This is a genomic window from Algoriphagus antarcticus (assembly GCF_002150685.1).
Classification (GTDB): Bacteria; Bacteroidota; Bacteroidia; order Cytophagales; family Cyclobacteriaceae; genus Algoriphagus; species Algoriphagus antarcticus.
Map to the genome: position 1 here is coordinate 73,211 of NZ_MSSW01000003.1, position 13,598 is coordinate 86,808.

A 13,598-nucleotide genomic window follows, 5' to 3' on the forward strand; every position below is an offset into this window, starting at 1 on the left:
AATAGATTCACCCAATATTAACTCATACTATGAAGGATTTTTCCTGGTTTAACCATTATCCGCATTCTGTGCCTAAGGAAGTAGATTGTACAGCCTATTCCAGTATCGCAGAGCTTTTTGATGAAAGTGTAAGGAAGTTCGGAGATTCTGTGGCTTATGAATGCATGGGCAAAACAATGTCCTTCAATGAGTTAAATAAGCTCAGTGAGGATTTTGCTTCGTATCTTACTCAGGTTTTACGACTGAAAAAAGACACCAGAGTAGCTATTCAGATGCCAAATACCCTTCAGTATCCAGTGGCGATGTTTGGTGCGCTTCGAGCTGGTATGATCGTGGTGAATACCAATCCCCTTTACACTTCCTCAGAAATGAAGCATCAATTCCATGACTCTGGAGCTGAATTGATCATCATCATGGCCAATTTTGCCACTAATCTGGAGAAAATTCTGCCCGAGATTCCAGCCAAGCATGTCATAGTAACTGAGATAGGTGATATGCTGGGAGGCTTCAAAGGAACGATAGTCAATCTGGTAGTGAAGTACGTCAAGAAGATGGTGCCAGCTTACTCTATCCCTAAGGCTGTTTCTTTCAAATCAGCATTGGCACAAGGTGCAAATCATAAATTTAAGCCAGTAGAACTTGCTCTGCAGGATACTGCTTTTCTTCAATACACAGGCGGTACCACTGGTGTGTCCAAAGGAGCCGAATTGTCGCATGGAAATATTGTAGCAAACATGCAGCAGATTTCTGCCTGGATGAAGCCGAAGTTGAAGGAGCAGGAGGAAATTGTCGTGACAGCGCTTCCGTTATATCATATTTTTGCCCTGACGGTAAATTGCCTTGCCATGCTCAAAATCGGTGCACATAATCTTTTGATTACCAATCCTAGAGACATGCCTGCTTTTATCAAAGAACTTTCAAAAAAGAAGTTTACAGTCTTTACAGGCGTCAATACTTTATTTAATGGATTGCTTAACCAAGAAGACTTCAGGTCTCTTGATTTCAGTAGTTTGAAAATAGCTGTAGGAGGAGGAATGGCGGTGCAAAAAGCAACTGCTGAAAAGTGGCTAGCCTTGACAGGAACTCCGGTGGCAGAAGGCTACGGGCTAACAGAAACCTCCCCGGTAGCTTCCTGCAATCCCATCGACGGAACAGAGAGGAATGGCACGATCGGCCTTCCCCTTCCCAATACTGAAATGATGGTCATAGACGAGGAAGGCAATATCCTTCCGGTGGGTGAGCGTGGTGAGATATGCATCAAAGGGCCACAGGTGATGAAGGGCTACTGGCACAAACCGAAAGATACTGCCGAGGTAATGATGGGAGAATGGTTCAAATCAGGCGACATCGGAGTCATGGACAAAGACGGTTTTACCAAGATTGTGGATAGGAAAAAGGAGATGATTCTGGTTTCCGGTTTCAATGTATATCCAAATGAAGTCGAGAACGTGATCGCTTCCTATCCGGGAGTTTTGGAAGTCGGCGTGATCGGTATTCCAGATGATAGATCCACCGAGCGGGTTGTCGCTTATGTGGTGGGAAAAGACAAGTCAATCACCAAGGAGCAAATCATAGCACATTGCCATGAATCCCTCACGAATTACAAATGTCCGAAAGAGGTTCATTTCACAGATGAACTACCGAAGTCAAATGTAGGCAAGATCCTGAGAAGAATGATCAAGGAAGCACATATGGAGAAGATAGGGAAATAGTGGTCAGATGGCAGTTATTGCAGAGAGCAATTGGCAGTCACAGGGTGAGGTGAGGAACTGAACGCTGACTATATTTATCAATCACCTAGATTTTTAAAAAAAATACCCTGTATAGGGTATTTTTTTTCGGCATGCTTACAGTATTTTGTGCAGCGAAGCAAAGACAAAAAAATGCCCCGCAGAAAGGCGAGGCGCTTAATGTTTTCACAACGGAATAATCCTTATTGTGAATTGCTTTCAAAATGTTCTGAAATATAGGCTTAAACTTTAATTTTTAAAACAATATGAAAAATATTCTTGGCCTTGATTTAGGCACGACTTCAATTGGCTTTGCTCATGTGATTGAAAGTGAAGACTCTTTAAAATCAATAATTAAACAAATAGGAGTTAGGGTTAATCCGCTTACAACGGATGAGCAAACGAATTTCGAAAAAGGTAAGCCAATAACAATAAATGCGGATCGTACACTGAAACGCGGAGCTAGAAGAAATTTGGATCGATATCAAGATAGAAGAGCTAATCTGATTCATGCTTTATTCAAAGCCAATATCATTACAAGAGAAACAAAACTGGCGGAGGATGGTAAAAGTACTACCCATTCGACTTGGAGATTGAGATCTCAATCTGCTACAGAGAAAATTGAAAAGGATGATTTGGCAAGAGTACTTTTGGCGATCAATAAAAAGAGAGGCTACAAAAGCAGTCGTAAAGCTAAAAATGAAGACGAGGGGCAAGCGATTGATGGAATGGAAGTGGCTAAAAGACTTTATGAGGAAAAGCTTACACCCGGTCAATTTGCTTATAAGATGCTGCAAGAAGGCAAAAAGCATATCCCGGATTTTTATCGTTCAGATTTACAAGAAGAATTGGATAAGGTATGGGCTTTCCAAAAGAAGTATTATCCGGGGATTTTAACCGACGAATTCAAGAAAGAATTGGAAGGAAAAGGGCTGAGGGCTACTTCAGCTATTTTTTGGGTTAAATACCAATTTAATACAGCTGAAAATAAAGGAACTAGAGAGGAGAAGAAAGTTCAAGCCTATAAGTGGCGAAGCGAAGCTTTTTCTCAACAATTAGAAAAAGAGGAAGTGGCTTATGTAATAACAGAGATCAATAACAACCTCAATAATTCTAGCGGATATCTAGGTGCAATTTCAGATAGAAGCAAAGAGCTTTATTTCAACAAAGAGACTGTTGGACAATATCTGTTCAAGCAATTGCTCAAAAACCCGCATACACAGCTGAAAAATCAAGTTTTTTACCGTCAAGATTATTTGGATGAGTTTGAAGTAATATGGAGCGAACAAAAAAATCATCATCCAGAATTGACCGATGAGCTAAAAATAGAAATTCGAGACATTGTAATTTTTTACCAGCGAAAGCTGAAGTCCCAAAAAGGATTGGTTAGTTTCTGTGAGTTTGAAAGTAAAGAAATTGAAATAGAAACTGGTAAAAAGAAAACAATTGGGCTTAAAGTAGTACCAAAGTCTTCGCCATTGTTTCAAGAATTTAAGATTTGGCAGGTGCTTCAGAATGTTCTAATCAAGAAAAAAGGGAGTAAAAAGCGAAAGACAAAAAATGAGCAACAAGGCAGTCTATTTGAAGAAGCGAAGGAAATATTTGCATTCGATTTAGAAGCAAAAAAGCATCTCTTTGAGGAATTGAACTTAAAGGGGAATTTGTCTGCCAAGACGGTACTTGAATTATTGGGATACAAAAATCAAGATTGGGAAATTAATTATTCGGTTTTGGAAGGTAATCGAACTAATAAAGCTTTGTATGAAGCCTACCTGAAAATACTCGATATCGAAGGATATGATGTCAAGGATTTATTGCAAGTAAAATCAAATAAAGACGAAGTTGAGTTGGATGATATGCAGATCGCTGCATCTGAGATTCAAAATATGATCAAACAGATTTTCGAAACCTTAAAAATCGATACAGCAATCTTGGACTTTGATCCTGAGCTAGATGGTAAAGCATTTGAACAGCAACTATCTTATCAACTTTGGCATCTTCTGTATTCTTATGAGGGAGATGAATCGGCTAGCGGAAATGAAAAGTTATACGAGTTGTTAGAAAAGAAATTCGGATTTAAAAGGGCCCATAGCCAAGTATTGGCTAATGTGTCTTTGTCTGATGATTACGGGAACTTGAGTAGTAAAGCTATTCGAAAGATATATCCTTTCATCCAAGAGAATGATTATAGTACTGCTTGTGAATTAGCAGGATACCGGCATTCTGCATCTTCATTGACAAAAGAAGAGATTGCTAATCGTCCTCACAAGGACAAATTAGAAATACTTAAAAAGAATAGCCTTCGTAACCCTGTAGTTGAAAAAATCCTAAATCAAGTGGTCAATGTGGTAAATGCATTGATCGAGAAGAATAGCAAAAGGAATGAAAATGGGAATATTGTTGAGTATTTCAAATTCGACGAAATACGGATTGAACTTGCTCGTGACTTGAAGAAAAATGCTAAAGAGCGCGCCGAGATGACTTCGAGCATCAATGCGGCAAAAACCAATCATGATAAAATATTCAAACTCTTACAAAATGAATTCGGAGTAAAAAACCCTAGTCGAAATGACATCATCAGGTATCGCTTATATGAGGAGTTAAAGAGCAATGGATATAAGGACTTATATACCGACACGTACATCCCCAGGGAAATACTATTTAGTAAACAAATTGATATTGAACACATTATTCCACAATCAAAATTATTCGACGATAGCTTTTCTAATAAGACAGTTGTGTTTCGAAAGGATAATCTTGATAAAGGGAATAAAACTGCTTACGACTACTTGGAAAGCAAATTTGGAGAAAAAGGTCTTGAAGATTTTGAATCCAGAATATCAAGTCTTTTTGATTTGAACAAAAGAAATAAGGATGAAGGTATTTCTAGGGCTAAATATCAAAAATTGCTTAAGAAGGACACGGAAATAGGTGATGGATTTATCGAACGCGATTTACGGGATAGTCAGTATATCGCTAAAAAAGCAAAGAACATGCTTTATGAGATTAGTCGTTCTGTATTGACCACCACAGGTAGTGTAACTAATAAGCTACGTGAGGATTGGGACTTGATTAATATTATGCAAGAATTGAATTTTGAAAAGTTCAAAAAGCTTGGATTGACTGAAATGGTCGAGAAGAAGGATGGAACTTTCAAAGAACGTATCAAGGGTTGGAGTAAAAGAAATGATCATCGGCATCACGCAATGGATGCTTTGACAGTTGCCTTTACAAAACACAACCATATTCAATATTTGAATAACCTCAATGCCCGAAAGAACGAATCCAAAAAACTGCATAAAAATATTATTGGGATTGAGTCTAAGGAAACACACATATCAATTGATGACAGGGGAAATAAAAAGCGAATATTCAATTTGCCAATCCCAAATTTTAGGGAACAAGCAAAAGAACATCTAGAAAATGTGTTAGTGTCACATAAGGCCAAAAATAAGGTCGTTACCAAAAATAAGAATAGAACAAAAACAGACAAAGGAGAAAAAGTTAAAGTTGAACTCACACCTAGGGGGCAATTGCATAAAGAAACGGTTTATGGGAAGTATCAATACTACACTGGCAAAGTGGAAAAAGTTGGGGCAAAGTTTGATTTGGCGATAATTGGAAGAGTCGCCAATCCAACACATAAGCAAGCTCTTTTGCAAAGACTTTCCGAAAACGGGAACGATTCATTGAAAGCATTTAGTGGGAAGAATTCACCAAGCAAAAAGCCTATCTACCTAAATACTGAAAAAACAGAAATACTTCCTGAAAAAATAAAGTTGGTTTGGCTAGAAGAGGATTTTTCTATCCGTAAGGATGTAACCCCTGAGAACTTCAAGGATGAAAAATCAATTGAGAAAGTAATAGACATTGGCACTAAAAGAATTCTATTAAGTCGTTTGTTAGAATTTGGAGGCGATTCTAAAAAAGCTTTTTCTGACTTAGACAAAAATCCAATTTGGCTGAACAAGGATAAAGGGATTTCCATTCGGAGGATTGCCATAAGCGGCGTCAAAAATGCAGAACCTTTACACTATAAAAAGGATCATTTTGGAAATAATATCTTAGATAAGAAAGGAAGTCAGGTACCAGTTGATTTTGTGAGCACTGGAAATAACCATCATGTAGCTATATACAAGGATGGGGATGGAGTCCTTCAGGAGAAGGTTGTTTCCTTTTTCGAAGCACTAGAAAGGGTGAATCAAAGGTTGCCAGTTATTGATAGAGTGTTCAATGATCACATGGGTTGGCAGTTTTTATTTACGATGAAGCAAAATGAATGCTTCGTATTTCCGAATGCAAATACTTGCTTTGACCCAAATGAAGTTGATCTATTAGAACCCCAAAATGTTAAAGTCATTAGTCCCAATTTGTTTAGGGTGCAAAAATTCACTTTAAAGGATTATTTTTTTAGACATCACCTTGAAACTAATGTTGAAGATAATTCAAAATTGAAAGGCGCTACTTGGAAGCGTGAAGGACTATCTGGAATAAATGGAATTGTTAAAGTTCGCTTGAACCATTTGGGAGAAATTGTAAAAGTTGGAGAGTATTAATTTTCAGTTATAAAAAATGGAATCAGGCCAATCCTACCATATTTACAATCACGCAAATGGCTCGGAGAATATTTTTCGAGAGGAGGAAAACTATCGATTTTTTCTTCAACAATACGATAAGTATTTGGGTGGTGTAGTTGATACTTATGCCTATTGCTTGATTCCTAATCATTTTCACTTGTTGGTGGGAGTCAAGGATTCGTTAGACCTGCCAGGTTTTCAAAACCTGGCAGGTCTGGATAAATCAATTGCCAAAGCTTCAGAATTTCCCATAACAAAAGCATTCAGCAATTTTTTCAACAGTTATACCAAAGCGTTCAATAAAAGATACCAAAGAAAAGGAAGCCTATTCATTAAAAACTTTAAGCGAAAACCAATTTTAACAGAAAGCCAATGGCAGGATACGTTTTTATATATCCATTTGAATCCAATTAAACATGATTTTGCGAAGGAGTTGAAAGATTGGAAATGGTCGAGTTGGAAGGCTTATCAGACAATGGAAAAAAGGTCTTTACTGAATAGAGATTTTTACTTTAACTTCTTTGACGGTTTGGATCATCAAAACGAGATGATAGAATTGAAGAAAGAAAGCCTAATCAATAAGAATTTTGAATAGAAACTGCGAGACCTGCCGGGTTTTCAAAACCCGGCAGGTCTTTTCTAATTAACGAAATTATCTATGATCAAACGAACACTTTTTTTCGGTAACCCTGCTTACCTGAGCACAAAAAATGAGCAGATTTTAATTTCATTCCCAGATGATAAACCAGATCGGATTGTACCTATCGAAGACATTGGAATGCTTGTGTTAGAGCACCAGCAAATTACAATTACGAATGGGCTGCTCTGCAAACTTATAGATAGAAAGGTAGCTGTCGTTACCTGCAATGCTCAGCATCTTCCTGATGGGCTTTTACTCCCTATGCATGGACATACCGAACAAGTGGAGCGAGTTGGACATCAATTGAATGCTAGCCTACCACTTAAAAAGAACCTTTGGCAACAAACTGTAACTGCTAAAATTGAAAATCAACATGGGTTACTAAAGGAAAAAGGGAAACCAAGTAAGCGAATGGAGTATCTGTCAAAAAATGTGAATTCGGGAGATACAGGAAATCATGAGGCTCAGGCCGCAGCTATTTATTGGCAGAGCTTATTTGATATTCCGGATTTCAACAGGGGTCAATCAGGCATTCCTCCAAACAATTTGTTGAATTATGGTTATGCAATTTTGCGGGGCATTATTGCAAGGGCGCTCGTTTCTTCAGGTTTACTGCCAAACGTGGGGATTTGGCATCACAACAAGTACAATGCGTATTGTCTAGCGGATGATATTATGGAGCCATATCGTCCCTATGTGGATTTGGTAGTTTCACATATCGTAGAGACTGAAGATTGCTATGACGAATTGACTGTGGAGCTTAAAAGAGAATTGCTGACAATTCCAGCTTTGGATGTGGTAATTGACGGACAGAAAAGCCCGTTGATGGTAGCTGCCAGTCGAACGAGCAATTCACTTTATGAGTGTTTTGCAGGGATCAGTCGAAAGATTATTTATCCGGAATATGCATGAGAATTATTATTCAAGGCTTAATCAATATCGAAGTTTGTGGGTCTTAGTATTTTTTGATCTGCCCACCGAGACGAAAAAAGATAGAAAAATCGCTTCATCTTTTCGTAAGAAATTACTTGATGATGGATTTGCAATGTTTCAGTTTTCGATCTATATGCGATTCTGTGCCAGTCGAGAAAATGCCGAAGTGCATACACGCAGGGTAAGGATAAATCTCCCACCAAAGGGGAAGGTGGGTATTATGCAGATTACAGATCGACAGTTTGGGATGATGGAATTATTTCATGGGAAAACTATTGCAGAGAAGGAACAACCCGTTCAGCAGTTAGAACTTTTTTAGATTGTCTGTAAACTTTTCTAATCCACCTCGGAGGATTGGAAAAGATAATGCCGGGTTAGCACAGGTATAGAGCACCAAAAGACCCAATTTTTATTTTCCTAAAAACGAGCATAAAAAACAGCATACCAGCCACTTAGCGTGGGGTATGCTGTGATTTCCACTGGAAAGATACATTTTGAAAGCAATTCACAACGGTCTTTGCTTCCAACATGTAAGCCTTTGCGCTGTGATTTCCACTGGAAAGATACATTTTGAAAGCAATTCACAACAAGTCGCCGAAAGTTGGCCTAAAACTTTCGCTGTGATTTCCACTGGAAAGATACATTTTGAAAGCAATTCACAACTGGATCCCTGCATCCTCACGATGGATATGGGCTGTGATTTCCACTGGAAAGATACATTTTGAAAGCAATTCACAACCGGGTGGCTATTCACGATCAACCCTTCGAAGCTGTGATTTCCACTGGAAAGATACATTTTGAAAGCAATTCACAACATTCTACATGAACAAGACAATAGGAGAAGGCTGTGATTTCCACTGGAAAGATACATTTTGAAAGCAATTCACAACTAAGGAGGGGAAACCAATTTGCCAAAGCCAGCTGTGATTTCCACTGGAAAGATACATTTTGAAAGCAATTCACAACACGCTATTTATTATCTGTTTTTTTTTTATGCTGTGATTTCCACTGGAAAGATACATTTTGAAAGCAATTCACAACACCTTCTTTGACAGCTAGGCGCATACGTGAGCTGTGATTTCCACTGGAAAGATACATTTTGAAAGCAATTCACAACTACTGATGTCTACGAAGATGATCAAACAGCGCTGTGATTTCCACTGGAAAGATACATTTTGAAAGCAATTCACAACGGATCGGATCTTGAGCTTTACAGAATGCCAGCTGTGATTTCCACTGGAAAGATACATTTTGAAAGCAATTCACAACTGTACTTAAGAACATTGTCTCCACGAATATGCTGTGATTTCCACTGGAAAGATACATTTTGAAAGCAATTCACAACAAAGGCGAACTTCAACCCCTAAAACAAAGGGCTGTGATTTCCACTGGAAAGATACATTTTGAAAGCAATTCACAACTCTTCAATTCGGCATTTACGAGAACATGGGGCTGTGATTTCCACTGGAAAGATACATTTTGAAAGCAATTCACAACAATGATCCGTACCGAGGCAAATCTAGGGGCGCTGTGATTTCCACTGGAAAGATACATTTTGAAAGCAATTCACAACCCTGGTCAAGCGTTGGAATATTCTTTGTTGGCTGTGATTTCCACTGGAAAGATACATTTTGAAAGCAATTCACAACTAAGGACAAAACGGTTTTCATTTTATGAAAGCTGTGATTTCCACTGGAAAGATACATTTTGAAAGCAATTCACAACGGTTGAAAAGACACACTCCATTTTTTAAAAGCTGTGATTTCCACTGGAAAGATACATTTTGAAAGCAATTCACAACTCTATCAACTAAAGATCTGGATGGAAGATAGCTGTGATTTCCACTGGAAAGATACATTTTGAAAGCAATTCACAACCCTGCCATGATTGAAAATACTTCTGTTCAGCTGTGATTTCCACTGGAAAGATACATTTTGAAAGCAATTCACAACTGGTTTGGCTTCTCGGTCGCTCTGTCGCTGGCTGTGATTTCCACTGGAAAGATACATTTTGAAAGCAATTCACAACTAGAGAATGAAGGGGCTAAAGGATTCATTAGCTGTGATTTCCACTGGAAAGATACATTTTGAAAGCAATTCACAACACCTTAAACCACACGCTGAAAAGGATTTCTGCTGTGATTTCCACTGGAAAGATACATTTTGAAAGCAATTCACAACAAGATTCGGTTGATTATGAAAGCAGTCAGGGCTGTGATTTCCACTGGAAAGATACATTTTGAAAGCAATTCACAACCCTTACTACAATAACAACCGCAGGGGCGATGCTGTGATTTCCACTGGAAAGATACATTTTGAAAGCAATTCACAACGAACGGTCTTACAGGCCATTTCATCCGTGAGCTGTGATTTCCACTGGAAAGATACATTTTGAAAGCAATTCACAACCATTGGACAATTCCTTTGCGTATTTAATGGCTGTGATTTCCACTGGAAAGATACATTTTGAAAGCAATTCACAACTTACCGTGTTGCCTGAATCCTGCTGAAGCTGCTGTGATTTCCACTGGAAAGATACATTTTGAAAGCAATTCACAACTGAGGCGACCAAAGTGCCAGCAACTGCAAAGCTGTGATTTCCACTGGAAAGATACATTTTGAAAGCAATTCACAACGATAACTCATTGATGCAGAGCAGGCCGTTGCTGTGATTTCCACTGGAAAGATACATTTTGAAAGCAATTCACAACGCAATTTTATTTTCATCTTTCAAGAACCCTGCTGTGATTTCCACTGGAAAGATACATTTTGAAAGCAATTCACAACAAGAAAGACCCACAAGATTTGGGCAGAGTAGCTGTGATTTCCACTGGAAAGATACATTTTGAAAGCAATTCACAACATATAAACGTGTTAGGTGCAATGCCAGCGGGCTGTGATTTCCACTGGAAAGATACATTTTGAAAGCAATTCACAACAGCTGTCTATTCTTTCCAACACCGTTATTTGCTGTGATTTCCACTGGAAAGATACATTTTGAAAGCAATTCACAACTACAGATGTGCGCTCAGCACCTTCCATAAAGCTGTGATTTCCACTGGAAAGATACATTTTGAAAGCAATTCACAACGTAAAGACCCTATTCCTAGTAAGTCGTTCCGCTGTGATTTCCACTGGAAAGATACATTTTGAAAGCAATTCACAACACGGAACACACCTCGATGCATCAGCCATGCGCTGTGATTTCCACTGGAAAGATACATTTTGAAAGCAATTCACAACGGATAAAAACTTTAAATACTTCTTGAGATTGCTGTGATTTCCACTGGAAAGATACATTTTGAAAGCAATTCACAACAACAATAATGTTCTATAACACCCCATAGAAGCTGTGATTTCCACTGGAAAGATACATTTTGAAAGCAATTCACAACAAGGTGCTCGCGCGGATGCAATAGGTCAGCGCTGTGATTTCCACTGGAAAGATACATTTTGAAAGCAATTCACAACGAGATGTGCAGCAGTCCGGAGAAGCGCAGCGCTGTGATTTCCACTGGAAAGATACATTTTGAAAGCAATTCACAACTATGAATATGTACGTACGTTCTACCATGTTGCTGTGATTTCCACTGGAAAGATACATTTTGAAAGCAATTCACAACTGATATAACCTTTTTCCTTCAATCGCTTCAGCTGTGATTTCCACTGGAAAGATACATTTTGAAAGCAATTCACAACCACTTTTTTACAGTTCTTTTTTTGCTTTTTGCTGTGATTTCCACTGGAAAGATACATTTTGAAAGCAATTCACAACGCGTGCTGGTGTCTATCGTGGTTCAAGTGGGCTGTGATTTCCACTGGAAAGATACATTTTGAAAGCAATTCACAACCGAAAGTTTTGACGCGATCCATCTGATAGTGCTGTGATTTCCACTGGAAAGATACATTTTGAAAGCAATTCACAACGGCTTCTTATTCAATACCGATAATCCAAACGCTGTGATTTCCACTGGAAAGATACATTTTGAAAGCAATTCACAACTTTGACTGCCAAGCTGGGAACGGATAGTACGCTGTGATTTCCACTGGAAAGATACATTTTGAAAGCAATTCACAACCTGCCTCTTCTATTGCTTATCCCCTATTTGGCTGTGATTTCCACTGGAAAGATACATTTTGAAAGCAATTCACAACATACTAGTATTATTGGGTAAAGATTCTTTAGCTGTGATTTCCACTGGAAAGATACATTTTGAAAGCAATTCACAACCTGTGGTAGTAGAATGTTTTGGTTTAACAGCTGTGATTTCCACTGGAAAGATACATTTTGAAAGCAATTCACAACTAGCGACAGGAAAGTATGAAAGTTATTTTCGCTGTGATTTCCACTGGAAAGATACATTTTGAAAGCAATTCACAACATAGAACATTCGAATCGTTTTGCGTACCTGCTGTGATTTCCATTGGAAAGATATATTTTGAAAGCAATTCACAACTGCTCGCCATTATTTTATTGAAAAGATCTGAATTTTTAAAACCAATTTTTTACTATCTTCAGTTTCTAATCCATTAAAAATGAAACTCTTGGCTATGACATTACAGCAACTAATCAGACCCCTTTTCAAATTCCTACTTTTTAATTTTGTTACATTTTTCACGCTATCTGCCAACGCCCAATTTCAAATTGTAGGGATGCAATTTAATGGGAATTCTGCAGATGCTGTCAATTTAACAATCATTGCCCCAAACGGAACGCCATTTACGGGCATTGTTCCTTATGATCAAAGTAAACCTTACAATTCAGGAACAACATTCAAAACTCCAGCTAACACGTCAATCGCTATTCTTTATAAAGGGCAGACGCAAATCATGGACCCCAATTCTGTGCTAAAAGTAAGTATCGTCAAAAACGGTGTGGTGGCGCAGACGTTGACGGGCCGGGTGAAGCACGTGCTTAAGGATGTCAAGTCAAAACTTGGTTTTTATAAAGCGGGCAATGGCTATACTTGGGCGCATGCTGAAGGCACAGAGTTTTATGTAGAAGCTTTTCAAAAGAGTAAAAAAGCAAAATTCACGACAGAAGAAGGTACAATTGCCATCATTCAAGAAGTTCCTATTAGTATCAATGAGGCTGCAAAAAATGAAAAGACACGAGGGAACAGAGGTGAAGGGCGTGAACTCACAACCACCAAAAAAATCTACAGCAGTGCAGGAGAAGAATATATTGCTGGTAATGTTGACTCTATAAGTTACAGAACCTACGAAGAGGCATTGCAGGCTTTTGAACAAGAAATCAATCAAAAGGAGGGGCAAGGTAATTTCTTTATGGAAGAGATGGCGGACGACTTTACCCTCTTGGGCGAATTATACCTTGATAATGGACAGTATGATCAGGCCATAGAACCACTGCGTAAAGCGGTTTATTACAATTCTGAAGCTAATCCTGAGGATTTGATGTTTTTGGAATCTTATTTATATCTCGCTGAAGCCCTGAGATATTCTTCTAACGAGGAAGATTTTAATGAAGGGGTCAATTTTGCACAGAAAATTATTCAAACATTAACTGAAGTGTTAGATGAATATACTGAAGAATACAACTATGCTTTGGAGCTGGAAGATTATGATTATGCTTGGGACTTGTGCTATGAACTGGTTGACATCAACGAATATTTAGGCTGGTCTTATGACCTTTTGGACCAAACCTCACAAGCCGATCATTATTACCAAGCGTCAGACGATTACCATAGCCACCTCTAAC

General features: G+C 38.4%; 6 protein-coding genes and 1 CRISPR repeat array. All 6 genes read left to right on the plus strand.

Going from position 1 to position 13,598, the window contains the following annotated elements; all coding sequences use genetic code 11:
* Positions 1-29: 29 nt before the first annotated feature.
* Positions 30-1,712 (plus strand): AMP-binding protein, encoded by a 1,683-nt coding sequence (locus BVH04_RS02520; RefSeq protein ID WP_086539756.1) that lies wholly within the window; start codon positions 30-32, stop codon positions 1,710-1,712.
* 284 nt (positions 1,713-1,996) lie between these two features.
* Positions 1,997-6,286, plus strand: coding sequence for a type II CRISPR RNA-guided endonuclease Cas9 (gene cas9 / locus BVH04_RS02525; protein WP_086539757.1), 4,290 nt, complete (start codon positions 1,997-1,999; stop codon positions 6,284-6,286).
* 16 nt (positions 6,287-6,302) lie between these two features.
* Positions 6,303-6,902: a transposase gene (locus tag BVH04_RS02530; RefSeq protein WP_086539758.1), complete on the plus strand. Its 600-nt coding sequence runs from the start codon at positions 6,303-6,305 to the stop codon at positions 6,900-6,902.
* Positions 6,903-6,965: 63 nt separating this feature from the next.
* Entirely contained in the window at positions 6,966-7,859 is an 894-nt protein-coding gene (gene cas1, locus BVH04_RS02535; protein WP_086539759.1) for a type II CRISPR-associated endonuclease Cas1, read from the plus strand.
* A gap of 34 nt (positions 7,860-7,893) precedes the next feature.
* Positions 7,894-8,199 carry a CRISPR-associated endonuclease Cas2 gene (gene cas2, locus BVH04_RS02540; protein WP_240510809.1) on the plus strand — a complete coding sequence of 102 codons (306 nt, stop codon included), beginning with the start codon at positions 7,894-7,896 and terminating at the stop codon, positions 8,197-8,199.
* A gap of 147 nt (positions 8,200-8,346) precedes the next feature.
* A CRISPR array of direct repeats spans positions 8,347-12,336; the repeat unit is 46 nt; unit sequence GCTGTGATTTCCACTGGAAAGATACATTTTGAAAGCAATTCACAAC.
* A gap of 94 nt (positions 12,337-12,430) precedes the next feature.
* Entirely contained in the window at positions 12,431-13,597 is a 1,167-nt protein-coding gene (locus BVH04_RS02565) for a hypothetical protein (protein ID WP_140160505.1), read from the plus strand.
* Position 13,598: the final 1 nt, after the last annotated feature.

Coding starts and splice junctions, on each gene's coding strand:
- cas1 (WP_086539759.1), top strand. CDS start 6,966: ATGATCAAACGAACACTTTTTTTCGGTAACCCTGCTTACCTGAGCACA.
- BVH04_RS02530 (WP_086539758.1), top strand. CDS start 6,303: ATGGAATCAGGCCAATCCTACCATATTTACAATCACGCAAATGGCTCG.
- cas9 (WP_086539757.1), top strand. CDS start 1,997: ATGAAAAATATTCTTGGCCTTGATTTAGGCACGACTTCAATTGGCTTT.
- BVH04_RS02520 (WP_086539756.1), top strand. CDS start 30: ATGAAGGATTTTTCCTGGTTTAACCATTATCCGCATTCTGTGCCTAAG.
- BVH04_RS02565 (WP_140160505.1), top strand. CDS start 12,431: ATGACATTACAGCAACTAATCAGACCCCTTTTCAAATTCCTACTTTTT.